The organism is Pseudomonas sp. TE9122 (assembly GCF_056278925.1).
This window is the reverse complement of sequence record NZ_JBWBQI010000001.1, coordinates 4,088,939-4,113,719: the sequence shown is the minus strand read 5'-3', so window position 1 is coordinate 4,113,719 and position 24,781 is coordinate 4,088,939. Positions and strand designations below refer to the sequence as shown.

At 61.0% G+C, this 24,781-nt stretch carries 20 protein-coding genes; 9 read left to right on the top strand and 11 right to left on the bottom strand.

The window, feature by feature from the left end; translation table 11 throughout:
- Positions 1 to 154: 154 nt before the first annotated feature.
- From colR to ACZ9BE_RS18430, 5 genes are all read left to right on the top strand, one after another.
- Positions 155 to 838: a two-component system response regulator ColR gene (gene colR / locus ACZ9BE_RS18450; protein ID WP_041479855.1), complete on the top strand. Its 684-nt coding sequence runs from the start codon at positions 155 to 157 to the stop codon at positions 836 to 838.
- Positions 828 to 2,111: a sensor histidine kinase gene (locus tag ACZ9BE_RS18445; RefSeq protein ID WP_041479854.1), complete on the top strand. Its 1,284-nt coding sequence runs from the start codon at positions 828 to 830 to the stop codon at positions 2,109 to 2,111. The genes colR and ACZ9BE_RS18445 overlap by 11 nt, the downstream gene beginning before the upstream one ends.
- Before the next feature lie 149 nt (positions 2,112 to 2,260).
- On the top strand, positions 2,261 to 2,929 hold the full coding sequence (locus ACZ9BE_RS18440) for a class I SAM-dependent methyltransferase (RefSeq protein WP_041480029.1): 669 nt from the start codon (positions 2,261 to 2,263) through the stop codon (positions 2,927 to 2,929).
- A gap of 3 nt (positions 2,930 to 2,932) precedes the next feature.
- Entirely contained in the window at positions 2,933 to 3,649 is a 717-nt protein-coding gene (locus ACZ9BE_RS18435) for a lipopolysaccharide kinase InaA family protein (RefSeq protein WP_041479853.1), read from the top strand.
- Between the two features lie 2 nt (positions 3,650 to 3,651).
- Entirely contained in the window at positions 3,652 to 3,879 is a 228-nt protein-coding gene (locus ACZ9BE_RS18430; RefSeq protein WP_041479852.1) for a hypothetical protein, read from the top strand.
- 177 nt (positions 3,880 to 4,056) lie between these two features.
- On the opposite strand, the gene ACZ9BE_RS18425 is transcribed toward ACZ9BE_RS18430, so the two are convergent.
- The 9 genes from ACZ9BE_RS18425 to ACZ9BE_RS18385 all read right to left on the bottom strand — a co-directional run bounded on the left by ACZ9BE_RS18425 (position 4,057) and on the right by ACZ9BE_RS18385 (position 17,731).
- Positions 4,057 to 7,083, bottom strand: a complete 3,027-nt coding sequence (locus ACZ9BE_RS18425; protein WP_476249783.1) for a multidrug efflux RND transporter permease subunit — start codon at positions 7,081 to 7,083, stop codon at positions 4,057 to 4,059.
- Between the two features lie 13 nt (positions 7,084 to 7,096).
- Positions 7,097 to 8,245, bottom strand: a complete 1,149-nt coding sequence (locus ACZ9BE_RS18420) for an efflux RND transporter periplasmic adaptor subunit (RefSeq protein WP_476249782.1) — start codon at positions 8,243 to 8,245, stop codon at positions 7,097 to 7,099.
- Between the two features lie 256 nt (positions 8,246 to 8,501).
- Positions 8,502 to 9,602, bottom strand: a complete 1,101-nt coding sequence (locus tag ACZ9BE_RS18415) for a DUF1513 domain-containing protein (RefSeq protein WP_056789981.1) — start codon at positions 9,600 to 9,602, stop codon at positions 8,502 to 8,504.
- Between the two features lie 14 nt (positions 9,603 to 9,616).
- On the bottom strand, positions 9,617 to 10,681 hold the full coding sequence (locus ACZ9BE_RS18410; protein ID WP_252876822.1) for an imelysin family protein: 1,065 nt from the start codon (positions 10,679 to 10,681) through the stop codon (positions 9,617 to 9,619).
- 27 nt (positions 10,682 to 10,708) lie between these two features.
- Positions 10,709 to 12,133, bottom strand: coding sequence for a di-heme oxidoreductase family protein (locus ACZ9BE_RS18405; protein ID WP_476250145.1), 1,425 nt, complete (start codon positions 12,131 to 12,133; stop codon positions 10,709 to 10,711).
- Positions 12,134 to 12,411: 278 nt separating this feature from the next.
- The gene (locus ACZ9BE_RS18400; RefSeq protein WP_056789973.1) at positions 12,412 to 13,764 is read right to left on the bottom strand and encodes an imelysin family protein; all 1,353 of its coding nucleotides are present in this window, start codon (positions 13,762 to 13,764) and stop codon (positions 12,412 to 12,414) included.
- Between the two features lie 210 nt (positions 13,765 to 13,974).
- Positions 13,975 to 16,026 (bottom strand): putative bifunctional diguanylate cyclase/phosphodiesterase, encoded by a 2,052-nt coding sequence (locus ACZ9BE_RS18395; RefSeq protein WP_016773430.1) that lies wholly within the window; start codon positions 16,024 to 16,026, stop codon positions 13,975 to 13,977.
- Positions 16,027 to 16,355: 329 nt separating this feature from the next.
- Positions 16,356 to 16,952: a superoxide dismutase gene (locus tag ACZ9BE_RS18390; protein WP_016773431.1), complete on the bottom strand. Its 597-nt coding sequence runs from the start codon at positions 16,950 to 16,952 to the stop codon at positions 16,356 to 16,358.
- 176 nt (positions 16,953 to 17,128) lie between these two features.
- Entirely contained in the window at positions 17,129 to 17,731 is a 603-nt protein-coding gene (locus ACZ9BE_RS18385; protein ID WP_056789970.1) for a LysE/ArgO family amino acid transporter, read from the bottom strand.
- A 96-nt stretch (positions 17,732 to 17,827) separates the two neighbouring features.
- Between ACZ9BE_RS18385 and ACZ9BE_RS18380 the strand changes: the two genes are divergently transcribed.
- From ACZ9BE_RS18380 to ACZ9BE_RS18365, 4 genes are all read left to right on the top strand, one after another.
- Positions 17,828 to 18,715 (top strand): LysR family transcriptional regulator ArgP, encoded by an 888-nt coding sequence (locus ACZ9BE_RS18380; RefSeq protein WP_056789967.1) that lies wholly within the window; start codon positions 17,828 to 17,830, stop codon positions 18,713 to 18,715.
- A 99-nt stretch (positions 18,716 to 18,814) separates the two neighbouring features.
- Positions 18,815 to 19,807 carry an NAD-dependent epimerase/dehydratase family protein gene (locus tag ACZ9BE_RS18375; protein WP_041479844.1) on the top strand — a complete coding sequence of 331 codons (993 nt, stop codon included), beginning with the start codon at positions 18,815 to 18,817 and terminating at the stop codon, positions 19,805 to 19,807.
- Positions 19,808 to 19,923: 116 nt separating this feature from the next.
- Entirely contained in the window at positions 19,924 to 20,781 is an 858-nt protein-coding gene (locus ACZ9BE_RS18370) for an ATPase (protein ID WP_041479843.1), read from the top strand.
- 134 nt (positions 20,782 to 20,915) lie between these two features.
- Entirely contained in the window at positions 20,916 to 21,764 is an 849-nt protein-coding gene (locus ACZ9BE_RS18365; protein WP_095181439.1) for a cache domain-containing protein, read from the top strand.
- A 123-nt stretch (positions 21,765 to 21,887) separates the two neighbouring features.
- On the opposite strand, the gene ACZ9BE_RS18360 is transcribed toward ACZ9BE_RS18365, so the two are convergent.
- The gene (locus ACZ9BE_RS18360) at positions 21,888 to 23,405 is read right to left on the bottom strand and encodes an MDR family MFS transporter (RefSeq protein ID WP_476249781.1); all 1,518 of its coding nucleotides are present in this window, start codon (positions 23,403 to 23,405) and stop codon (positions 21,888 to 21,890) included.
- A gap of 78 nt (positions 23,406 to 23,483) precedes the next feature.
- Positions 23,484 to 24,677, bottom strand: coding sequence for a 4-hydroxybenzoate 3-monooxygenase (pobA, locus tag ACZ9BE_RS18355; protein WP_476249780.1), 1,194 nt, complete (start codon positions 24,675 to 24,677; stop codon positions 23,484 to 23,486).
- Positions 24,678 to 24,781 lie beyond the last annotated feature (104 nt).

Here is a 24,781-nt window from a genome sequence, read left to right as displayed (position 1 = left end):
CGCGCGCTGGCGTCGGCGATTTGTTAACCGAAAGTGAAAAAAACGTCGCAGCGCGCAGCGCAGGTTTATCGAAAAACGCCCCTAGCCCTCAGCCGCTCTTGGCCGTAAGCTGCGCGGGCCAAGACGGCCGTTACCCCGTTCGGAGGAGGTGCCCATGCGAATTCTGCTGGTCGAAGACAACCGCGACATCCTGGCCAATCTGGCCGACTACCTGGGCCTCAAGGGCTATACCGTCGATTGCGCCCAGGATGGTCTGTCCGGTCTGCATCTGGCGGCGACCGAGCATTACGATCTGATCGTGCTCGACATCATGCTGCCCGGCATCGACGGCTACACCTTGTGCAAACGCCTGCGCGAAGACGCCCGGCGTGACACGCCGGTGATCATGCTCACCGCCCGCGATCAACTCGACGACCGGCTGCAAGGCTTCAAGTCCGGCGCCGACGATTACCTGATCAAACCGTTTGCGCTGTCTGAGCTAGCGGCCCGCGTCGAAGCGGTGATGCGCCGTGCTCAGGGCGGCGGTCGCCGGGCGTTGCAGGTCGGTGACCTGAGCTACGACCTCGACACCCTGGAAGTGACCCGCGAAGGCAAGCTGCTCAAGCTCAACCCGGTCGGCCTCAAGCTGCTCGCGGTGTTGATGCAGAAGAGCCCGCACGTGCTGCGTCGGGAGATTCTTGAAGAAGCGCTGTGGGGCGATGACTGCCCGGACAGCGACAGCCTGCGCAGCCATGTCCACCAATTGCGCCAGGTGATCGACAAGCCATTCGCCAAGCCACTGCTGCACACCGTGCACGGTGTCGGTTATCGCTTGGCCGAGGGGCGAGATGGAGTTTAAGCAGAGTCTTTCCCAGCGGATCATCATCGCCTTTGCGCTGATGAGCGCACTGGTCGCCGGCGCTTTCGCCATGGGCATCGTTGCGACGGTGCACCTGGTGGAAGAGAAACTGATTTCGGCGGGATTGGGCGGCGACCTGCAACGTTTGCTGCTGATGGACAATGTCTCCGACTGGAGCCATCGGCCCGAGCCGGATCAGTTGTTCTATTTCAGTGGCGGGCCTGGGGATTTCGACCTGCCCAAGGATCTGCGTCACCTCGATGCCGGTTTCCATGAGGTCTTTCGCGAGCAGCTGTCCTATCACGCCATGGTCGAAGTGGTGGATGGTCGGCGTTATGTCTTGCTGCAGGACCAGAGCGATTTCGAAGAGCGCGAGCGCGTGCTGTTTGCGGTGGTGCTGGTGGGCTTCGTGCTCAGTCTGGCGCTGGCGGTGTTTCTTGGCTGGGTGCTCGCGCGCAAGGTGATGGCGCCGGTGGTGCGCCTGGCGCGGCAGGTCCGTCATCGCGACCAGCTGCTCGGGCTGGCGCCACCCTTGGCGCCGGACTACGCGGCGGATGAAGTCGGTGAACTGGCGGTGGCGTTCGATGCCACCTTGGGGCGCTTGCGTCAGGCACTGACCCGCGAACGTCTGTTCACCAGCGACGTCAGCCATGAATTGCGCACGCCGCTGATGGTCCTGGCCAGTTCCTGCGAACTGCTGCTGGAAAACCCCGGAATCGATCAGCGCGGTCGCGCCCAGGTCGAGCGCATTGCCCGGGCCAGCGAGGAGATGCGCGAACTGGTACAGACCTTCCTGATGCTGGCGCGCACGCAGAACGAAGAGGCCGCAGCGGCGCCCCAGCAGAACCTCACACAAGTGGCCGAGAGCCTGCTGTGCCTGTGGCGTGAGCCGATCGAGCGCAAGGGGCTGACACTGATATTCGAGCCGGGCACACCAGCGGATACTCGCTACAACGCGACCTTGCTGAACGCGGTGATGGGTAACCTTCTGCGTAACGCACTGCATTACACCGAACAGGGTTTCATTCGCCTGACGCTCACCGCCAACGGTTTCGTCGTTGAGGATTCGGGCGTGGGCATTCCCGAGGAAAAACGCGAGGCGATGTTCGAGCCCTTTGTGCGCGGCAGCGAGAAGCGTGGCGAAGGGCTGGGCCTGGGTTTGTCGCTTGTGCAGCGTATCTGCGAAAACCAGGGCTGGACGGTCAGCTTGAGCACGATGGACCCCAATGGCTGCCGATTCGAGGTAGATCTTGGCGTGAATGCCAGCAAATAGTGGCTCGAGGCTACTCCCGTACACCTGTCTGAATCCTGTATAACGTTGTAATAATTTACGGATTTACCTGACAGATTTTTCACAATTGGATGACCTGACGCTGACACGCCGCTGTTTAAGGTGGCGTCATCAGAACAGGAGTCCAGATGATGGCCGGCCCGATCAAGCTCGATTTTTCCGAAAAGTACGACGACCAACACGCACAACGATATCTGCGCAAGCACCAGCAAAGCCTCGGTCGCCGCCTGTCGCACTTGCGCGATGAGCAAGTCGGTCGCAAGGCCTTGGCGCTGGCGGGAGATCCCGGGCTGGTGCTGGATCTGCCCTGCGGTGCCGGGCGTTTCTGGCCAATGCTCGCGGAGAAGCCCAACCGGGTGATCATCGGCGCGGACAATTCCGAGTCGATGATCAAGACCGCGATGCAGGGACAACCGGCCGAGGTGGTCAAGCGTGTACAACCGCTGCACACCTCGGCATTCGATATCGCTCTGCCGGATAACTCGGTCGACAGCATCTTTTGCATGCGTCTGTTGCACCACATCGGCGAGGCCGAGCACCGTCGGGTGATCCTGCGCGAGTTCGAGCGGGTGACCCGCGACAGCGTGATTGTTTCGTTGTGGGTCGACGGCAATTTCAAGGCCTGGAAGCGCAAGCGCGCCGAGCGGGATCGGCCAAGTCATGATTACCAGAATCGGTTTCTGATTCCGGCGGCGACGATCGAGAAAGAATTTGAACAGGCGGGTTTCCGCATTCAGGAACAACTGGACTTCATACCGCTCTATGCGATGTGGCGAGTTTACGTATTACGCAAGAGGTAGAGGATGGCAGTGCAAGCAGCGGTTGAAGCGGATGTCGCTCCCCAGGATCGTTTCGATTATTACTGGAACCAGCGCGGCGAATGGGTTGAAGAGCCCAATGTGCGCCGTGGTGGCGAAAGCGGGGTGCAGCGCATCGTCGACCGTGACGGGCAGCTTTTGTACGCCAAGCGCCAGACCGGGCACATCTATCGCAGTTGGTTGCATCCCTTCGGTCGCCCGACCGTATTGCGCGAACTCGACGCCCTGACTGGCGTTAGCAAACTCGGCGTGCGCGTACCGCAGATCGTCTTTTGCGGCGCCCAGCCGGATCCGCAGTACAAATGGCGCGCGCTGCTTGTCACCAAATCGCTCGATGGTTTCCAGGAACTGGAACACTGGCTGGCCGCTGCCGGTGGTCGCGATCAGTGTGGCGACGTGGTTTACGAGAAAGTCCTCAAGGACCTCGCCGAAAACTTGGCGCGCATGCACAAGGGCCGCTGGCAGCACAGCTGCATTTACATCAAGCACGTTTTCGTTCGGGTCACCGGCGAGGGCGAAGCGGCGAAGGTTGAAGTGGCGTTGATCGATCTGGAGAAGTGCCGCCAGCGTCTGACCCCCTATCGCGCCGCGCAGCATGACATGAAGCAACTGCGTCGCCATTCGTCGTTCCGCGATGCCGACTGGAAGAAACTCGTCTACTTTTATGAGACGGCGTTTGGCAGCGCTATCAAAGGTTTATAGCGATGAAACTCGAAATTGCACGAGGTTTGTTCCTGATCGGGGCCTTGGCAGTTGCTTCACTGGCGGTGGCTGCCTGGGAGCAGCCGCGCATGCAGGTCATAGGGGCGTCCGGGAACGACGCTCATTGTTCGGTTCCACGGGTGGCCAAGGCTTCCGTGGCGACCCAGCCCGATCATGATCTGCTGTTGTTCATGTTCGGACTGTCCCAAGGGATGAGGCCAGCCAGTTGAAACGATTCAAGCCCAAATAAAAGGCCTCGCAATTGCGAGGCCTTTTTTATTCCACAACTTTCAAGATACATATCGTCCTCTGTGGGAGCGAGCCTGCTCGCGAAGGTGTGTCAGTCGACATCAATGCAACTGAAATACCGCATTCGCGAGCAGGCTCGCTCCCACAGGGAAATGTGCTTATCTGGCATCTGGCTTAGCAAGGAAGGTATAAACACACGGCAGCACGAACAACGTAAACAACGTGCCAATCGACATCCCTGTGGCAATCACCATGCCGATATCAAAACGGCTCACGGCTCCCGCCCCGGTGGCCAGAATCAGCGGCACCATGCCGAACACCATTGCCGCCGTCGTCATCAGCACCGGGCGCAAGCGAATTGCTGCCGCTTCCTCCACCGCGTCACGGGCGCTCAGGCCCTTGTCCTTGCGCAACTGGTTGGCGAATTCGACGATCAGGATGCCGTGCTTGCTGATCAGGCCGATCAGCGTCACCAGCCCCACCTGGGTGTAGATGTTCATGCTCGACCAGCCGAGGAACAACGGGATCAGCGCGCCGCAGATCGACAGCGGTACGGTGATCAGAATCACCAACGGATCGCGGAAGCTTTCGAACTGTGCGGCCAGCACCAGAAAGATGATCGCCAGCGCCAGAGCGAATGTGACCCACAATGCGCTGCCTTCCTGCACGTACTGGCGCGAGGCACCACCGTAATCGAAGGCAAACCCGGCCGGTGCTTCTTCGCGGGCAATCTGCAGCACGGTATCGATGGCTTCGCCCATGCTCACCAGCGGGAAACCGGAAATCTTCGCCGCGTTGAGCTGCTGGAACTGATTGAGCTGGCGCGGCCTTGCGCGGTCGCTGACCTTGATCAGCGTCGACAGCGGCAGCAATTCGCCCTGGGTGTTTTTCACGTAGTAATTGTTCAGCCAGTCCGGGTTGTCGCGGTAGGCCCGTTCGACCTGGGCGATGACCTTGTAGCTGCGCCCGTCGATGGTGAAGCGGTTGATCTCCGCCTCGCCCAGCAAGGTCGCCAGCGTGCTGCCGAGGTCTAGCATCGACACGCCCATCTGCGCAGCCTTGTCGCGGTCGATATCGACCACTACTTCCGGCTTGTCGAACGCCAGATCGAGGTCGACGAAGGCGAACTTGCCTGACTCCATGGCGCGTTTCTCGATGCGCTCGGCGACTTGCAGCAGCAGTTCATAGTCATTGGCGGTGTTGACCACGAATTCGAAGGGCAGGCCTTCACCGGTGCCGGGCAGGGAGGGCAGGTTGAAACCGAAGATCTGCAGGCCGGGAATGCTCTCCAGTTTGCTCTGCACCTCGGGAAGGATTTCCATCTGCGTGCGGCTGCGCTCGTTCCACGGCTTGAGCAGGAAGCCGCCGATACCGGCCTGCACGCCGTTGTAGCCGTTGATCTGGAACGATGAGTAGTACTCGGGAAACTCCTTGAAGATGGTGATGAATTCGTCGGTGTAGGTGCTCAGGTAGTCGAGGTTGGTCGGCTGCGGCGCGCTGGCCATCATGAAAATGATGCCCTGGTCTTCGTCCGGGGCCAGTTCCGACTTGGTGAACTTGAGAAACACCGGAATCAGGCACAGCACGATCACCGCGAACACCAGCACCACCGGCCGAGTATTCAGCGTGCCATGCAGCATGCTTTGATAACGGCGCTTGAGGCCTTCAAAGACTCGGTCGAGACGATGGGCCAGGCCGCCGGGATTCTCTTCGTGGCGCAGCAGAAACGCGCACATCATCGGCGACAGCGTCAGGGCGACGACGCCGGAAATCACCACTGCGCCGGCCAGGGTCAGGGCGAACTCCTTGAACAGCGCTCCGGTCAGCCCGGTGAGGAAACCGATCGGCGCATACACCGCCGCCAGGGTGATGGTCATCGACACCACTGGCATGGCGATTTCCCGGGCGCCTTCCAGGGCTGCGTCGAACGGCGTCTTGCCTTCCTCGATGTGCCGGTGGATGTTTTCCACCACGACGATCGCGTCGTCCACCACCAGACCGATGGCCAGCACCATCGCCAGCAGCGTCAGCAGGTTCATCGAGTAACCCATCATCTGCATGAAGAACATCACGCCGATCATCGACAGCGGAATGGTCACCACCGGGATCACCACCGAACGCAACGCGCCGAGGAACAGGAACACCACGACGATGACGATCAGTACCGCTTCGAACAAGGTCTTCACCACCTCATCGATCGAGGCCTGAATGAACAGCGTGGCGTCGTAGGCGATCTCGCTTTTCAGGTTCGGCGGCAGCTGCGCTTCCAGCTCGGGCATCAGCTTGCGCACTTCCTTGATCACGTCCAGCGGGTTGGCGCCGGGGGTGGCCTTGATGCCGATGTACACCGACGGCGTGCCGCCGAACGAGCTGATCGAGTCGTAGTTTTCCGCGCCCATTTCCACCCGCGCGACATCACGCAGCAGCACGCGGCTGTCACCATCGACCTTAAGCGGAATCGCCGAAAAGGCCTCGGCGGATTTCAGTTCGGTGTTGGCGTTGATGCTGGTGACGGTGTACTCGCCTTTCACTTCGCCGGCGGCGGAGAGGAAGTTGTACTGGCGCACCGCCGCAGTCACGTCGGCGGCGCTGAGGCCGAAGCCGGCGAGTTTCACCGGGTCGAGCCACAGGCGCATGGCGAACACCTGATTGCCGAGGATCTCCGCTTCGGCCATGCCCGGCAGCGTCGCCAGTTTCGGCTGGATGACCCGCGACAGATAGTCGGTGATCTGCGGGTTGCTCAGGTCTTTGCTGAAGAAACTGATGTACATCAGCGCCGAAGCGTCGGCGGATTCCTTGCTCAGCACCGGGTCTTCTGCGTCCTGCGGCAGCTTGTTCTTTACCTCGTTGGCCTTGGCCAGCAGTTCGGTGAACAAGCGGTCGGTGTTGGCACCGATGCGCGCGTAGATCGAGATCACCGAGAAGTTCTGCCGGCTGACCGAGGTCATGTAATCGATGCCTTCGGCGCTGGCCAGGCTCTGTTGCATCGGCTGGGTGATGTAGCCCTGAATGGTTTCGGCGTTGGCCCCGGGATAAGCCGTGGTCACCGTGATCAGGGCGTTTTCCATTTGCGGGTACTGGCGCAGCGGCAGCTTGCTCCAGGCCTGAAAGCCCAGCAGCACAATCAGCAGGCTGACCACGGTGGCGAGCACCGGGCGGCGGATGAACGGATCGGTAAAAGCCATGGGGATTCCTTGATCAGTCGGCGCGAGGCGGACTGTTCTGCTCGCCGAGGGTCTTGTCGTCGCTGATGGCAATGTGGGCGCCGTTGTCCAGTTTGATCTGGCCCGCCGTTACCACTTGTTCGCCGCTCTGCACGCCCTTGTTGATCATCACCAGGCCATCGCGGCGTTCACCGGTCTCGACGAAGCGCCGCTCGGCAATCAGCAGCGGTTGGCCGTTGTCATCCTTGGCGACGCTGCCGTCCTCGGCCTTCTTCTGCCCGACCACGTAAACCGAGTTGCCGTACAGGGTGTAGGTGATCGCGCTTTCCGGCACGACGATGTGCTTCTGCGGATTCGGCAGCAGCACTTCAAGGCTGGCGAACATCCCCGGCAGGAGCTTGCCGTCGGGGTTGGCGAGGGTGGCACGGACCAGAATATTGCGCGTGGTGCTTTCGACGATCGGGTTGATCGCGCTGATCTTGCCGACAAAGTTCTGTCCCGGATAAGCGGCGACAGTGAACTGCACGGGCTGGCCGATAGCGAGTTTCGGCACCGCTTGTTCGGGCACGTAGAAGTCGGCGTAGAGGCTGCTCAAGTCCTGCAACGTGGCGATTTTGGTGCCACTGGCGAGGTAGTCGCCGACGTCGACCTGGCGGATGCCGATAGTGCCGCTGAACGGCGCGAGGATGCGCTTTTTCGCCAGCGACGCGTTGAGCTGGTTGACCGTGGCCTTGTTCTTTTGCAGCACGGCGGAGAGGCGGTCGTACTCGCCTTTGGAGATCGCACGGCTGTCGACCAGTTGCGCGCCACGGCCGAAGTCGAGTTGCGCCAGACCCAGATCAGCCTTGGCGGTTTCGAGCAGGGCGGTTTCGACGGCGCTGTCGAGTTGCAGCAACGGTTGCCCGGCCTTGACCTTCTGCCCGGATTCGAATTTGAGTTCAGTGACGGTGCCGGCGACTTCCAGACTCAAGTCGACACCTTGCAGCGCCTTGAGCGTGCCGACGGTGGGCAGGCGCATCTGCCACGGCTGTTCGCCGGCAGTGGCCACGGCGACGCTGATCGGCGGCTTCGGCTTGGAAAAGCCCTGGATCATCGTGTAGATCGAAAAGGCTTTGTATCCGCCCAGTACCAGGACGATCAGCAAAACAACACCCAACATGATCAGCATGCGGCGACGCAGCATATTTCCAGTTCCTTGGATAAATCATGAGACAGGCGGGCACATTACTCCGAGTCAGGTGGGGATTCCAACTGGCAGTTATTACGTGAAGGCCGGATATGAACCCTGTGGCGAGGGGATTTATCCCCGTTGGGCTGCGAAGCGGCCCCCTGAATCCATCAGTCATACCGCAATTGCAGTTTTAAGGGCGGCTGCGCCACCCAACGGGGATAAATCCCCTCGCCACAGGATGGGGGGCCATCTCAAAAATGGGAGGGTATCAGGCCATCAGATGAAGATGGTTGTCCCAGAGCCCCGCCGGCAATTCCAGCGGCTTGGCCAGCAGTTGTTCCTGGCGGCAATCGTAGTAACGGCAACGGCCCTGCCCCGAGGTCACGACAAAGCCATCCTTTACCGCACCGACGCCGGCACAATCAGGCAAAGGCGCATCGAGGCGCAGTTCGCCGCTGTCCAGATCCCAGATAAAGAAACGATTGCCGCGCGGCGCCGTCAACGCGACCAGACGCAGATCGCTGTGCACCGCGACGCTGGCGGTGTAGTGCCCCATCGCCTGCAACTGCTGCTCGGCCACCGGGAACGCCACGAACGCTTGTCCCGGTCGCTTGATCGCCAACAGCTCCGAACGCTCGTGGGACGGCCCCATGAATTGCTGACCGGCGACGATGGTGCCGTCACTGGCGATGCCCAGGTGGCGGACGCTGTTCATCTGCTGGGCGAGGGTTTCCTTGCTCAGCAACGTGCCGTCGCGCTGCATCAACACCAGGCTCGGTTCCATGGCGTTAAGGTTCATGTCGACGCGGCTTTCCGCCTCGGTGCGAATCCCACCGTTGGCCACTACCAGCGTCTCGCCGTCGGGCATCCAGGACACCTGATGCGGGCCGAGACCGTGAGTGGAAATCTCGCCCGTGTGCACCAGCCGTTCGCCTTCGAACTTGTACACGCCGAGCAGGCCACGGCCGGGATCGCTCGTGTCATTCTCGGTGGCGTACAGGTATTCGCCGTCCTTGTGCACCACGGCGTGGCCGTAGAAGTGCCGGTCCGGCTGCGAGGTCACGGTCTGCAGCAGCTTGCCGTCGCGCAGGTCGATCAGGTAACTCTCGGTTCCCGGACGCCGCGCGACGAACAGCGCCAGCGGCTGCGTCGGATGATTGATGATGTCGTGACAACGCTGGCCGACGTGGGTGGCGAACACTCGCGTACCGTCGAGCCGATAGCCGACGGCGTAATGCTTGCCGTCAGTATCGTCGCGCGCCGACAGCAGCAGCGGGCTCTGATCCTTGCGTTTGAACAGCGTCCAGCCGCCCAGCGTCACTGCTCCCAGCAGTGCACTACCTAAAGTCAGAACCTGACGTCGCAGCATGGCACTCGCCCTCATCAGTCACCGTCGTTGGCGTTGAAGCCCAGTTGGATGCCCAGCGCCTTGGCCAGCTCGCCTTCATGCAGGCGATGGACGACGTTGAGGCTGTCGTAGATATCGTTGAGTTGCTGTCGACCGGCGTCGTCCTCGAGCATTTCGCCGAGCGAACGCTGGGTGCTGTCGAACAGTTTAAGCGAGGCGGCATAAGCAGCGTCGATCTTGTCCGCCAACGGTTTCTGCTCGGCCGGCAGCAGACCGCGCAGGCCTTTGTTGTCGACGCCTTCCCAGACGGTTTTGGCTGCGGCAAGGCTGGCTTCCAACGCCGACAGCGACGACTGGCTGCGCCACGCATCCGCCTGGAATGGCTGCGGCACGCCTTTGCTTTGCCGGCCCATCGGCGTGCCGAGTTTTTTCTTCAGGGTATCCAGTGCCGTCACTTGTACGCGCAGCAGATCGGCGATCGCTTCGTGGGAGTCGGCGTAGCGCTGGTTAGGGAACTTGCTCATCTGCGCGAGCATGCCGTCGGTGTTGTTCCAGCCCTGCAGGATTTCTTCCGCCAGTTGCTTCTGGCGTTCGCCGATGGCGATCAGCAGCGGGCAGTATTTGGCTTTTTGCGCGTCGTTGGCGACGTCAGGCTTGGCGTCGAAGAGGATGTATTCGTAAGCCGACAGGCCCTGCACCACGACGCTGGATTTGGCCAGCGCTGCGGCATCGATCTGCGGCTGGGCCACGACCAGTTGCTCGACCTGACGGCCGACGAGGTTTTTCTTGTCCGGCCAGAACTGCACTTGCCACGAGCGATTGCCCTCGGCCAGCGGCCCGATCAACAGCGGTTGCAACTCGGCCCAGGCTTTCTGCGCGTGAAGGAAGTCGGCACGGGCGGTTTCCAGGGTCTCTTTGCCCTGGCAGTAGGCGAGGGCGCTGACCGCCAGTTGCCGGTCGGCTTCGACCCAGCGAGTGTAGGTCGGCAGGATCACCGATTTGGCGATCGCCGCCGAAGTGACCGCTTGCGGGTCCTGCGGCGAGCAGGCGCCGAGGGCGAGCGCGGCAAGGCTGGTGAACAGTAACTTGGGACGGAACATGTCGGGCTCCCGATGCTTTTACAGTATTTAAAGTGAGTTCAGAAAAGCCAGCAACGCAGCGCGCTGCTCGGCATTGAAAGACAAAACCTGTTGCTGCGCCGCCGACGCTTCGCCGCCATGCCAGAGCACCGCTTCGAGCAGGTTGCGTGCGCGGCCGTCATGCAAAAACTGGGTGTGACCGCTGACCGCTTGCGTCAGACCAATCCCCCATAACGGCGGGGTGCGCCAGTCGCGGCCGGAGGCCTGAAATTCCGTGCGGTTGTCCGCCAGGCCTTCGCCCATGTCATGCAGCAGCAAGTCGCTGTATGGACGAATCACCTGATTGGCCAATTCCAGTTCGGCGGCATCGGCGGCCGTGGTGTATTTCGGCGTGTGGCACGACTGGCAACCGGCCTGGAAAAACAGATTCTTGCCGGCCAGCACCTGTGGATCGTTGACGCCACGGCGCGCCGGCACTGCGAGATTGCGGCTGTAGAACAGCACCAGCCGCAGAATGTTGTCGCTCACCTCCGGTTCACCGTCCGGGCCATTGCCGTTCGGCGCCTGTTTGCAGGCAGTCTGCGCCTCGGTGCAATCGTCGAACGGCCGCAGGCTGGTGGTCAGGCCCATGTCACCGGAGAACGCGTGAACATTCTGTTGATTGAGATTCGGTTGCCCGGCTTTCCAGCCGAACCGGCCGATGACGGTTTTCTGCAACTGGTCATCCCAGACCTGGTTGGGTCGGCCATTGATGCCGTTGTTCTCTTTCGCCTGGGCGGCGGCGTTGGCGAGGATCGCCTCTTCAGGGATCGCTTCGAGCAGGCCCAGACCAATCATCGGCGGCGCCACCCGCGCGGAAAAACGCGTGTCCGGGTGCATCGGCCCGTAACCGAGTTGAGTGATCTGCAAGGTCGGTTTGCGCAGCTCGACTTCAGTGCCGTCCTTGAAGCGTACCGGCACCGGCGTGTAATCCACCCGCACCTTGCCTTCCGGGGCAACGCCGGGCACGGCCATATCCTGGAACTGCCCGCCATATACCGGCTCCGGCACTACGCCGAGCTGTTGGATGACTTTGGCGTATTGCGGCGCGTCGGGAATCGACAGGCGCACCAGCATCGACACTGCATTGCTTGCATCAGGTGCCGGCGGATGACCGCGACCGTCCTTGATGTGGCAATTCTGGCAGGCGTTGGTATTGAACAACGGGCCGAGACCGTCGCGCGCCGTGGTGGTCGACGGCGCGATCACCCACGGGCTGCGAAAGAAACTGTTGCCGACACTGAAGTCCACGCGCCGCGAGGGCGGCAAGTTGGCCGATGGCAGGGAGAAGGCGTTCTGATCGCTCTTGCGCACGGTCGCCGCACCGCCCGAACGCGCTTCCCCCGGCTCGGCCTTGGTGAAACGCGGGGCGTCATCGCAGGCACTCAGGCCCAGGGCCAGCAACAGTGCGGACAAGCGAAGCGGCAACGACAGCATCAGACATCCTGCAAACGGGCGAAAACAAAGGCGCAAAGTCTAACAGGGCGGGGGAGTTTGAATAAGAGGAATTATCGTTTGCTTGATACAGCGCAAATCTGCAGAGCGACGCAAACCCCCTGTAGGAGCTGCCGAAGGCTGCGATCTTTTGATTTTGATCTTCAAAAATCAAGATCAACAGATCGCAGCCTTCGGCAGCTCCTACAGGGGACTGTGAACATGGGGTATGAAAAAGGCGACCCGAAGGTCGCCTCTTTTTGACGCGGACGCTGCGATCAGAATTCGTGATCGGCGCTGTCCGGGTTCAGGTCGCTGATGCCCAGTTTGCCCGCAGCGGCTTCGATCGAGCCGGTCTGCTTGACCAGCGCGGCGATGGCGTCGCGAACGACCTGGTTGCCAGCGGTGTTGCCGGCAGCGATCAACTGGTCGTAGTGCTCACCCTTGTTGGCGTGATCGACCATGACCTGGATCTTCGCTTCGGTCGCGGCCAGATCGGCTTTCAGCGCGGTGTCGGCAGCCGGATCGGCCTTGGCCACCAGCGACGACAGGCTGGCGCCGGTCATCTTGGTGCCGTCAACACGGGTGTACTCGCCCAGGTAAACGTTACGCACGCCTTTGGCGTCGTAGAAGTGCGAGTAGTGGGTGTTGTCGCTGAAGCAATCCTGCTCGTCTTCAGGGGAGTTGGCTTCCAGGGAAACCTTCATGCGCTCGCCCGCCAGTTCACCCAGGGACAGGCTGCCCATGCCGAAGAGCATTTTGCGCAGGCCGGTTTCGCCTGGCTCGGCTTCCAGGGTGGCGCGGTAGTTGTCGGCGACGTTCGGCTTCCAGTTGGCGACCATTTCTTCCAGATCGCTGACCAGCAGTTGGGTCACGGCTTTCAGGTAGGCGCGACGACGCTCGTTGTGACCACCGGTGGCGCCGGCGCCTTCCAGGTAGTCCGAAGCCGGACGGTTGCCAGCGCCAGGGCCGGTGCCGTTCAGATCCTGGCCCCAGAGCAGGAATTCGATCGCGTGGTAGCCGGTGGCGACGTTGGCTTCGGAACCGCCCAGCTCGTTGAGGCTGGCGAGTTTTTCCGGGGTGATCTCTTTCACGTCGACTTTGTCTTCGCCGACCTGCACTTCGGTGTTGGCAATGATATTGGCGCTGGCGCCCGGGTTACCCAGTGCGTGCTCGTAGGATTTGTCGACGTAGTCGATCAGGCCTTCGTCCAGCGGCCAGGCGTTAACCTGACCTTCCCAATCGTCAATGATGGTGTTGCCGAAGCGGAACACTTCGCTCTGCAGGTACGGCACGCGCGCGGCAACCCAGGCAGCCTTGGCGGCTTTCAGGGTGTCAGCATTCGGCTTGGCGAGGAACGCGTCGACCGCAGTTTGCAGGGTTTTCGCGGTGGATTCGGCATCGCTGTAAACGGCGAAGACCATGTCGGCGTAGTGCGCGACCACGGCCTTGGCGGCAGCATCGTCAACTTTACCGGCAGCAGGAGCCGGTGCAGCGGCAGGGGCTGGAGCAGCGCTGCTGGAAGCCGGAGTCATTTCGGAGGCTTTTTCTTTGTCCTTGCCTTCGCCGCAACCGGCGAGGGAAATAGCGATGGCCAGCAGACTGGCGGTAGCCAGAGGCATACGAATCATGGCGAACATCCTGCTTCGGTAGTTGAATGGACTGGCGCCGGGGGCGCGCAAAACTGCGACATAATGCAAATCTTTCGCATTATGTGTAAAGGCGTGCTTGGAAATATTTCTTATTTGCGCATGAAAATCAAAAGTCGCAGCCTCGTTGCACTCGTCAGCTCCTACAGGAGGAACGCATTTCAAATGTAGGAGCTGCCGAAGGCTGCGATCTTATAAAATAGCCGCGTTGCTGCGTTGCGCCTGCTTGAGGTAAATACCCAGCTCCCGCGCCGGCAGCGGTTTGCTGTAGTGGTAGCCCTGACCTTCGTGGCAACCCTCGGAAATGATGTAGGTTTCCTGCTCGGCGGTTTCCACGCCCTCGGCAATCACCTGCATGCCGAGGCTCTTGCCCAGTTGAATGATCGCCCGAACGATGGTCGCGTCATCGTCGTCATCGAGCAGGTCCTGCACGAAGCTCTTGTCGATCTTGATCTTGTCCAGCGGCAGGCTTTTCAGATAGCTGAGGGACGAGTAGCCGGTGCCGAAGTCGTCGATCGCGATCAGCGCGCCGGAGCGGCGCAGGCTGAGCAAGTGCTGGGCGGCGGTGGTGATGTCTTCCATCAGGCCGGTTTCGGTGACTTCCAGTTCCAGACTGCGCGGCGGCAGGCGGTACATTTGCAGCAGGTTGTTGACCACCCGTGGCAGCTCGGCGTGGTGCAGTTGCACGGTGGACAGATTCACCGCCATGCGCAAATCGACAAAACCTTGATCGTGCCATTCGCGCAATTGCTTGCAGGCCTGATCGAGCACCCACTCGCCGATGGCGATGATCGTGCCGTTCTGTTCCGCCAGCGGAATGAACAGGTCCGGCGGCACCAGACCGTGTTCCGGATGTTGCCAGCGAATCAGCGCTTCGACGCCGACCACGCGGTGGTCACGATAGCTGATCTGCGGCTGATAGACGAGGTAGAACTGGTCGCGGATCAGCGCATCGCGCAAATCTTTTTCCAGCTCGCGACGACGGCGCATCTCGCTGTCGACGCTGGCGATGTAGAACTGATAGCGATTGCGCGAGCGGGTCTTGGCCAGGGTCATGGTCTGCTCGGCTTTCTGCAACAGCTTCTCGGTGCTGTCGCCGTCCTCGGGGAACAGGGTGATGCCGATGGTCGCGCGCAGGCGGATTTCCTGATCGTCGAGGGCGAAGGGCGCCTCGAGGTCATCGAGAATGCTCTGCGCCAGTTCCGCTGCCTCGTAAGGCTGTTCAATATCGGCCTGCACCAGCGCGAACTGATCGCCGCCCAGGCGAGCGAGGGCGCCCAGGCGACCGCTGTGGGCGCGCAAGCGATCGGCCAGGGCCAGCAGCAATTGGTCGCCGGTCTGGTAGCTGAATTGCTCGTTGATGCCCTTGAAGTCATCCAGGCCGACGCACAACACCGCGACGCGGCGCTGCAATTTGCCGGCATCGACGAGAATCTTGTCCAGTTGCTGCTGCAATTGCTGGCGGTTCGGCAGACCGGTAAGGAAGTCGTACTGGGCCATGCGCAGCAGGCTGTTTTCCGCTTCGTGGCGCAGGTGGGTGTTGCGTTCGATGGACTCGAGCAACTGGTTGGCAGTGTTGATCCACAGGCCCAGTTCGTTCTTTTCGTGGCCCTTGATCTGCGGAATCTTGTGCTCGCTGGGACGATCCGGGTTGATCTCGGTGAGGTGCTCGATGATTCGTGACAGCGGTTTGGTCAGCAGCCAGTGATAGACCAGATACAGCACCAGCCCCAACGCCAGCGCACGCAGTACGCCGGAAATGAAAATGATCACTGAGCTGACGATAAACCCTTCGCCATAGGTGGCGGTGTCGAGGGTGATGCTCAGGTCGCCGTAATATTCGCTGTAGGGGCCACGGCCGACCAGTTGCGTGGTGAAGGTGCGTTCCTGACCGAGAATCAGGTCGGTCAGCCAACGGCTATTGGAATGCTGCAGTTCGCGGGATTTTTGCGCCAGCATGGCTTCGTTGGGGTGGCCGATGGAGGCCTGACGCACGGCGTCGTCCTGGAACAGCCCTTCGATCACCTGCATGCCCATTTCCCGGTCCAGGCTGTACACGGCCTGGGTCGATGGATCGCGGAACATGTCGAGGATGCGCTCGGCGTCGCCGGCAACCGCCTGACGGGTCTTGTAGGCATCGAAGACAATCTGCGCGCAGCTCAAGACTACGCCTACGATCAATGCCGACAGGAGCACGACCCGGAGCAACTTCACCGACAAGCTGTTCTTGAGTTCCAGCTTCAAAGGGTTATTCCTTGTTCCGTGCGGGTAGCGTCAAGTTGCCATGAGTATTGGCAATCCCGGGTTGGCAGTCAAAGGGACAATCGGGCACGGGAAAAGTCGCCGTGATCCTGGCCGCAATGTCGTCATTTGAGTAATAGCTCTGAATTAACTGTGTCGGTTGCAATTGCCTTCAACTTGAGCACTGGGCCAAAGATTTTTTCCTGTCTGTGATGGTAGACCGCTGGGGGCTGGCGGCAAACGGCGCGAAGCTGCTTTTACCGTGCGAGAAACGCCATGCGCCGGGCATAAAAAAACCCGGCAGAAGCCGGGTTTTTCATCTGGCGCGCAGCTTAAGCGGTGAAGGTTTTGCCTTCGAACTGCTCGGCAACGAACTTCCAGTTGACCAGGTTCCAGAACGCTTCAACGTACTTCGGACGCAGGTTGCGGTAGTCGATGTAGTAAGCGTGTTCCCAGACGTCGCAGGTCAGCAGCGGGGTGTCGCCGCTGGTCAGCGGGTTGCCGGCGCCGATGGTGCTGGCCAGGGCCAGGGAACCGTCAGCCTTTTTCACCAGCCAGCCCCAGCCGGAACCGAAGGTGCCGATCGAGGTTTTGCTGAATTCTTCCTTGAACTTGTCGAACGAACCGAACGCTGCGTTGATGGCATCTGCCAGGGCGCCGGTTGGTTGACCGCCGGCGTTTGGCGCCAGGCAGTTCCAGTAGAAGGTGTGGTTCCAGACCTGAGCGGCGTTGTTGAAGATGCCGCCCGAAGAAGTCTTGACGATTTCTTCCAGGGTCTTGCCTTCAAACTCGGTGCCTGGCACCAGGTTGTTCAGGTTCACGACATAGGTGTTGTGGTGCTTGTCGTGGTGGAACTCCAGGGTTTCCTTGGAGATGTGCGGCTGCAGGGCATCGTGTGCGTAAGGCAGCGGCGGCAATTCGAAAGCCATGATGATTCTCCTAATCAGGTCTGTTGCGGTGAGCGCAAGGCCGATCACGGGCGGCCGGAAATGCACCGGCGAGTTTTTACTCTTTGCGGCGCAGGGTTCGGATCATAGCACCGGGGTCGCGCCTTAACCACGCAACAACTGTGTGGGATAGAGGTTCCAGAGCCTTTGCGAATTAATCATCCGGCGATGATCAACTGCGCGGCGACGGCGAACATCATCAACGCCACCACCAGATCGAGAATGCGCCACGTGCTCGGGCGGGCCAACCACGGTGCCAGCCACGCCGCGCCGAGGGCCAGGGTGAAAAACCACAGCAACGATGCACTCGCCGCGCCGACCACATAAGCGCCCGGCACCGATTGCTGCGCGCCCAGCGAGCCGATCAGCAATACCGTATCGAGATAAACGTGGGGGTTGAGCAAGGTCACCGCCAGCGCGCTGAGCATCACTGCGCGCAGCGAACGCACGCTCTGGTTTTCGCCTTGCTCAAGGCTCTGTTTCGAGCAGGCCCGGCGCAGTGCCTGGCTGCCGTACCAGATCAGAAACGTCGCACCGCCCCAACGGGCGATCGCCAGCAGGGTCGGGTTCTGCGCGAGGATCGTCGCCAGGCCGAACACCCCGGCCGCGACCAGAATTGCGTCACACACCACGCACAATGCCGCCACCGGCAAATGGTGTTCACGGCGCAGGCTTTGCGCCAAGACAAAAGCGTTTTGCGTGCCGATCGCCATGATCAGGCCGAACGCCACCAACAGGCCGTTTACGTAGCTTTGCCACATGGGAGAGATCCTTGAAAGAGAGTGCTTGCTGGCTATTCTCCGGTGTGACGCTGTATAAGAAAAACCAATAGTGCTGATCGCCCATTAGGAAAACTGATGTTCGACTATAAATTGCTTTCCGCGCTCGCCGCTGTGGTCGAGCAGGCCGGATTCGATCGCGCCGCACAGGTGCTCGGCCTGTCGCAGTCGGCGATTTCCCAGCGCATCAAATTGCTTGAAGCGCGGGTCGGCCAGCCAGTGCTGGTGCGCGAAACACCGCCATCGCCGACCGAGATCGGCCGACGCTTGCTCAACCATGTGCAGCAGGTGCGTCTGCTCGAGCGCGACTTGCAATCAGTGGTGCCGGCGCTGGACGAAGAAGGCCTGCCCGATCGCCTGCGCATCGCCCTCAACGCCGACAGCCTCGCCACTTGGTGGGCCGAGGCCGTCGGCGATTTCTGCGCCGAGCAGCATTTGCTGCTCGACCTGATCGTCGAAGACCAGACCGTTGGCCTCAAGCGCATGCGTGCCGGTGAAGTGGCCGCATGCCTGTGTGCCAGCGAGCGGCCGGTGGCCGGCGCACGCAGCGTATTGCTCGGCGCCATGCGTTATCGCGCCTTGGCCAGTCCAGCCTTCCTCGCTCGGCATTTTCCCGATGGCGTGCGCGCCGAACAGCTGCCGCGCACCCCGGCGCTGGTGTTTGGTCCGGACGATTTCCTTCAGCATCGCTATCTGGCGCTGTTGGGTGTCGACGGCGCGTTCGAGCACCATTTATGCCCGTCCTCCGAAGGCTTCATCCGCCTGACCGAAGCCGGTCTGGGTTGGGGGCTGGTGCCGGAACTGCAAGTGCGCGAACAGTTGCAACGCGGGGTGCTGCGCGAATTGCTGCCAGATAAACCGATCGACGTGCCGCTGTACTGGCATCATTGGCGCAATGGCGGCCAGTTGCTCAATCTACTGACCGAACAACTGCTGCGCTCCTCAAAGCAATGGCTAGTGGCTTGAACGCAGCAACAAGCGTCAAGCTGCATGCGGCAAGAACACGTACCGTTTCAACTTGCAGCTGAAAGCTCGAAGCTTGCAGCTGCTTCCCTGGAGTTTTTGATGAAGATTTTGGTTACCGGCGCCAGTGGCTTTATTGGCGGGCGCTTTGCGCGTTTCGCCCTGGAGCAGGGCCTTGAAGTGCGGGTCAACGGTCGCCGGGCCGAGAGCGTCGAACATCTGGTGCGCCGGGGCGCGGAGTTCGTGCCGGGCGATCTGAGCGACGCCGATCTGGTGCGGGATCTGTGCAGCGATGTCGAGGCCGTGGTGCATTGCGCCGGTGCGGTTGGCGTGTGGGGGCGTTATCAGGACTTTCATCAGGGCAACGTCGAAGTCACCGAAAACGTCGTCGAAGCCTGCCTCAAGCAGCGGGTGCGGCGGCTGGTGCATCTGTCGTCGCCGTCGATCTATTTCGATGGCCGCGACCATCTCGGTCTGACCGAAGAGCAAGTGCCCAAACGCTTCAAGCATCCCTACGCCGCGACCAAGTATCTGGCCGAGCAGAAAGTCTTCGGTGCCCAGGAATTCGGTCTGGAAACCATCGCCCTGCGCCCGCGTTTCGTGACCGGTGCCGGCGACATGAGCATCTTCCCGCGCCTGCTGAAGATGCAACGCAAGGGCCGGCTGGCGATCATCGGCGATGGCTTGAACAAGGTCGATTTCACCAGCGTGCAGAACCTCAACGAAGCCATGCTCAGCAGCCTGTTGGCGCAAGGTTCTGCGCTCGGCAAGGCTTACAACATCAGCAACGGTACGCCGGTGCCGCTGTGGGACGTGGTCAATTACGTGATGCGGCGGATGGACGTCGATCAGGTGCGCAAATATCGCTCCTACGGTCTCGCGTACAGCGTCGCGGCGCTCAACGAAGGCGCGTGCATGCTCTGGCCGGGACGCCCGGAGCCGACCCTGTCGCGCCTGGGCATGCAGGTCATGAAAAAAAATTTCACCCTCGACATCAGCCGCGCCCGGCATTATCTCGACTACGATCCGAAAGTCAGCCTCTGGGCTGCCCTCGATGAGTTCTGTGCGTGGTGGAAAGCCCAGGACATCCGTTGAAACGATTCGGCCGGGCGGCAATGAACCGCCTTGCGGGTTGAGGGTCAATGCCTGCGGCTGCGGCGGTTATACTTCGCAGCATTTAGCCATCACCGCGTTTGCCAAAGGTTGCCTCAATGTCCATGCGAAACGATGCCCACGACGACGATTTCGATAACGTGCCAAGCCTGCGCGCTGACCCGTTCGACGACGATGACATCGCGCCCGGCCCCCGCACTTCCGTGCATTCGCGCACGGCGCCAGTGGTCAAGGTCAGGGCCGCCAGCACCGGGCCGCTGTGGGCGCTGGTCGGTGCGTTGTTTTTCGCCTTCATCGGTCTGGCCTGGTGGAGCTTCCAGCAGATCTCGCTGATGGAACAGCAACTGGTCGCCACCCAGGAGAGCTTCGCCCGCATCAGCGAAGAAGCGGCGGGGCGCCTGCAGGATATTTCCGGCAAGGTTGTCGCCAGCCAGAGCAACGTCAACAGTGACAGCGAAGCGCTGAAGCTGCAGATCAAACAACTCGAAGGCAAGCTGCTCGACCAGAGCAAGCAACAGCAAGGCGTGGCCGGGCAGGCCAGTGAGCTGGACAAGCGGCTGGCGCAAATGACCGCGCAGACCACCGAACAGCAGAACGCCAATACGCAGTTGCAGGCTCAGGTCAAAGCCTTGAGCGCCGAGCTGGCGACCATCAAAAGCACCCCGGCCGATACCAGCAAGGTCGATGCGCAGTTGAAAGCCTTCGACGCCCAGTTCAAAAGCCTCGGTGCCGATATCGCCGCGCTGAAGAAACAGGGCAACCCGAGCGCGGCGATCGATCGTCTGGAGCAGGACATCGTGGTGCTGAAAAGTCAGCAGGACAATCGCCCGGCAGCGCCACAGGGTGGCGGCAATACCGCCGAGTTCGATGCGTTCCGCGCGCAGATGACCCGCAACCTCAACACCTTGCAGGCGCAGATCCAGAATCTCCAGCAGCAGATCAATTCCCGCCCGTAGCGACTGATCTGTTGCCCGGAGGGCTTTGTCCCCCCACCACAGCGGCCTGTAATCCCCTGCATCATTCTGAATACTCGTACATCAGCCCAAGCCGTCTACGCTCTTGAGACACCAAAAAGAACGAGGGATGCGCTATGGGGTTTTTGCATAAAGTGGCCTGGCTCGGCCTGATTCTGCTGGCCGGTTTCGGCCAGGCCAGCGCCGCCACCGCCGCCAAGGATGACAGTCAGGCGGCCATCGCCCTGCTGGAAAAAGCCTTGGCCTACTACCACGACAATGGCGACAAGGCCTTCGCCGCCTTCAGCCGCCAAGGTGAGTTCGTCGACAAGGATCGCTACGTGTTCGTCCTCGACACCAAAGGCGTCATGCTTGCCAGTGGCGGGCCGTCATCGGCGCTGATCGGCCGTGATGTCAGCGAAGTCCTCGGGCCGGATCTGCAGAAGGCGTTCAAGGATGCGCTGAAAGTGCCGGAAGGCAACGGCATCCAGCAGGCCGAATACCGCTGGCAGAACTGGGCCGACGGCAAGGTCGAGCGCAAGCATGTGTTTTATCAGCGCGTCGGGCAGCGGATTCTCGCGGTGGGTTACTACTTGCCACGGGCGTCGGCTGAGCAGGCCAAGGCCTTGCTGGACAAAGCCGCGACGGATCTGGGCAAGGACGAGAAGGGCACGCTGGTTGCGATCAACTCGCTCAAGGGCGGATACCTGCAGGATGACCTGTATGTCTTCGTGGTCGATCTGAACAACCAGCGTTATGTCGCCCACGGCACCAATCTGCGCTTGATCAACACTGATTTTGGCAAGGTCAAGGACCCGGAAGGCAAGCCAGTGGGCGAGCCGATTCTGGCGCTGATCGGCAAGCAGGATGAAGGCGAATACGAATACCGCTGGAAAAACCCGGTGACCGGCAAGATCGAGGACAAGCATGCGTACCTGAAAAAGGTCGGGCATTTCCTCGTCGCGGTGGGCTACTACAGCCCTTGAGAGAACACCGTTCCCTTGTGGGAGCGAGCCTGCTCGCGAAGCGGTGTGTCATTCAGCTATGTGTCGGCTGACACCGCGCATTCGCGAGCAGGCTCGCTCCCACAGTGGTATTTGTTGCGGCAATTATTTCGCGCCGTGCTCCCGTCCGCGCAGCAGGTTGTTCGGCATGGCAATCGCCGCTGCCAGCCCCAGCAACGACACTGCCGTGCTGACCCAGAGCAAGTGGCGGAAGGTCACCAGCAGTTCCGCGCGCAAAGCGTTCTGCGCTTCGCCGGGTGCGGCGTTCAGGCCATCGAGCAGGACGTTGCCCGAATGCCCTTCGCTGATCAGCGAACTGTTCGCCAGATGGGCGAAACTGGAATCGTGCAGCAACGCCAGCAGCAGCGCCGACATCAACGCCACGCCCACCGCGCCGCCCAGTGAGCGGAACAGGTTGGTGGTGCTGGTGGCGACGCCGATGTCGCGTTGTTCCACCGAGTTTTGTGTGCCGACCAGCGAGGTCGGGAACTGCATGCCGCCGGCGATGCCGCTGAGCAACATGAACAAACCGCTGAGCAAGGTTGCTTGGGGCGGACTGAAGGCCATGCCGAGAATCGAGATCGGCATGAGGATCGCCCCGGTGAGAATCTGCGGTTTGTAGCGTCCGGTAATCGAGGTGCGGCGACCGGCGAAATAGGCGCCGATCGGCAAGCCCATCGCCAATGGCAGCAAGTGCAACGCCGCACTGTCGGCGCCAGCCCCGGTGACGCTTTGGAAACGCAATGGCATCAGCACGATCAGCGAGATGGCCTGGAAACTGGTGAAGAAAATCGTGCACCAGCACAGCAGCGCGCTGCGATTGGTGAACAAGTGCATCGGCAGCAACGGCTCCCGCGCCCGGCGTTCATGCCAGACGAACAGCGCCAATACCACCACGGCACCAGCGAACAGGCCGAGCACTTCGCTGCTACGCCATGAATGGCCCTGGCCGACTTCGGTGATACCGAGCAACAACGAGGTCAGGCCGATGATCATCAACACCGTACCGAGATAATCGATCACCGGTTTGCGCTGCGGAATCGGCAAGCCGCGCAGGTTGCGCCGTGCCACCCACCACGCGCCAAGCCCCAGCGGCAGGTTGATCAGAAACACCCAGCGCCACGACAGGTATTCGGTCATGTAGCCGCCGAGCACCGGGCCGGCGACGCTGGCCACGGCGTACATGCTGCTGAAGTAACCCTGATAGCGCCCGCGTTCACGTGGCGGGACGATGTCGCCGATGATCGCCTGACTCACCGAGATCATGCCGCCGGCGCCGATGCCCTGAAGGATCCGCGCCAGCACCAGTTGTTCCATGCTCTGCGCCATGCCGCAGAACAGCGAGGCGAGGGTGAACAGGCCCATGCCGAACAACATCAGTTTGCGTCGCCCGTACAGGTCACCGAGTTTGCCGTAGATCGGCACCGCCACGGTCATCGCCACCATGTAACCGGAAATCACCCAGGCCAGCAGGCTGACGTCCTTGAATTGCGCGGAGATCGCCGGCATCGACACGGCGACGATGGTCTGGTCCAGCGCACCGAGGAAGATCGCCATCATCAAGGCGACCAGCACGCTGCGAATGGCCGGTTTGGGCGTTTCAGGTTGATTGAGAGTGGTCACGGGCGAGCCTGCGGGCATTGATGGACCCGCGCGGCCATCGCGCGCGGGTGGATGCTCGCAGTGTAAGTCGGTAGGAAGCTATTCGATAGCCTCGTACGGAAGCCCGACGTAATTTTCTGCAATGGTTTTTTGCCCGGCTTGCGAGCTGACAAAATAGTCCAGTTCCGAAGCGCTGATGCGCTGGCTGAACTCATCGTGATCGTCGAAGCGATGCAGCATCGACGTCATCCACCAGGAAAACCGTTCGGCTTTCCACACCCGGCGCAGGCAGATTTCCGAGTATTTTTCCAGCAGATCAGTGCGGCCTTCGCGATACACCTTCAGCAGAATATTGAACAACGTGCTGACATCGCTGGCCGCCAGGTTCAAGCCCTTGGCGCCAGTGGGCGGGACGATGTGGGCGGCGTCGCCGACCAGGAACATCCGGCCGTATTGCATCGGTTCGACGACAAAACTGCGCAGCGGCGCGATGCTTTTTTCGATCGAAGGGCCGGTCACCAGTTTTTCCGCGAGGGCATCCGGCAGGCGTTTTTTCAGCTCATCCCAGAAACGCTGATCGCTCCAGTCATCGACGTTTTCATCTGCCGGGACTTGCAGGTAATAGCGGGTGCGGGTGGCCGAACGCATGCTGCACAAAGCGAAGCCACGCTCGTGGCGGGCATAGACCAATTCGTCGTGAACCGGCGGCGTGTCGGCGAGAATGCCCAGCCAGCCGAACGGGTAGACCCGTTCGAAGATCTTCAGGCAATCGGCCGGAATCGACTGCCGCGCGACGCCGTGGAAACCATCGCAACCGGCGATGTAATAGCAATCGACGCGCCAGCTTTCACCGTCCTTTTCGAAGGTGACGAAAGCTTCGTCGCTTTTCATGCCGTGGGGAACGACATTGCTCGCCTGATAAATTGTCGGTGCCCCCGCGTCCCGACGAGCGGCCATCAGGTCGCGGGTGACCTCGGTCTGACCGTAGACCATTACTGTTTTACCGTCGGTCAGCGCGTGCAGATCGATGTGCACCTGACGCCCGTCCAGCGCCAGATCGAAGCCGCCATGAACCAGGCCTTCGGCATCCATTCGCTGACCGACGCCGGCCTCACGCAGCAGCTCTACTATGCCTTGTTCAAGCACACCGGCACGGATGCGCCCAAGAATGTAATCAGGCGTCTGGCGTTCGAGGATCAGGGTTTCGATGCCAGCGTTGTGCAGCAACTGGCCGAGGAGCAGTCCGGAAGGACCGGCGCCGATAATGGCGACTTGGGTTTTCAGGGTTTTCATTGTTTTTATGACTCGCAAGCTTCACGCAGCAACAGCCGGTGAATGATTTTATGGATCGAGTGCTTGCATTTTTCCCTTGCGGGTTTGTCAATTGAAGGTGAAAA

Excerpts from the sequence above, each read along its gene's own strand:
- colR (WP_041479855.1), top strand. The coding sequence starts at position 155 with ATGCGAATTCTGCTGGTCGAAGACAACCGCGACATCCTGGCCAATCTG.
- ACZ9BE_RS18445 (WP_041479854.1), top strand. The coding sequence starts at position 828 with ATGGAGTTTAAGCAGAGTCTTTCCCAGCGGATCATCATCGCCTTTGCG.
- ACZ9BE_RS18440 (WP_041480029.1), top strand. The coding sequence starts at position 2,261 with ATGGCCGGCCCGATCAAGCTCGATTTTTCCGAAAAGTACGACGACCAA.
- ACZ9BE_RS18435 (WP_041479853.1), top strand. The coding sequence starts at position 2,933 with ATGGCAGTGCAAGCAGCGGTTGAAGCGGATGTCGCTCCCCAGGATCGT.
- ACZ9BE_RS18430 (WP_041479852.1), top strand. The coding sequence starts at position 3,652 with ATGAAACTCGAAATTGCACGAGGTTTGTTCCTGATCGGGGCCTTGGCA.
- ACZ9BE_RS18425 (WP_476249783.1), bottom strand. The coding sequence starts at position 7,083 with ATGGCTTTTACCGATCCGTTCATCCGCCGCCCGGTGCTCGCCACCGTG.
- ACZ9BE_RS18420 (WP_476249782.1), bottom strand. The coding sequence starts at position 8,245 with ATGCTGCGTCGCCGCATGCTGATCATGTTGGGTGTTGTTTTGCTGATC.
- ACZ9BE_RS18415 (WP_056789981.1), bottom strand. The coding sequence starts at position 9,602 with ATGCTGCGACGTCAGGTTCTGACTTTAGGTAGTGCACTGCTGGGAGCA.
- ACZ9BE_RS18410 (WP_252876822.1), bottom strand. The coding sequence starts at position 10,681 with ATGTTCCGTCCCAAGTTACTGTTCACCAGCCTTGCCGCGCTCGCCCTC.
- ACZ9BE_RS18400 (WP_056789973.1), bottom strand. The coding sequence starts at position 13,764 with ATGATTCGTATGCCTCTGGCTACCGCCAGTCTGCTGGCCATCGCTATT.
- ACZ9BE_RS18390 (WP_016773431.1), bottom strand. The coding sequence starts at position 16,952 with ATGGCTTTCGAATTGCCGCCGCTGCCTTACGCACACGATGCCCTGCAG.
- ACZ9BE_RS18385 (WP_056789970.1), bottom strand. The coding sequence starts at position 17,731 with ATGTGGCAAAGCTACGTAAACGGCCTGTTGGTGGCGTTCGGCCTGATC.
- ACZ9BE_RS18380 (WP_056789967.1), top strand. The coding sequence starts at position 17,828 with ATGTTCGACTATAAATTGCTTTCCGCGCTCGCCGCTGTGGTCGAGCAG.
- ACZ9BE_RS18375 (WP_041479844.1), top strand. The coding sequence starts at position 18,815 with ATGAAGATTTTGGTTACCGGCGCCAGTGGCTTTATTGGCGGGCGCTTT.
- ACZ9BE_RS18370 (WP_041479843.1), top strand. The coding sequence starts at position 19,924 with ATGTCCATGCGAAACGATGCCCACGACGACGATTTCGATAACGTGCCA.
- ACZ9BE_RS18365 (WP_095181439.1), top strand. The coding sequence starts at position 20,916 with ATGGGGTTTTTGCATAAAGTGGCCTGGCTCGGCCTGATTCTGCTGGCC.
- pobA (WP_476249780.1), bottom strand. The coding sequence starts at position 24,677 with ATGAAAACCCTGAAAACCCAAGTCGCCATTATCGGCGCCGGTCCTTCC.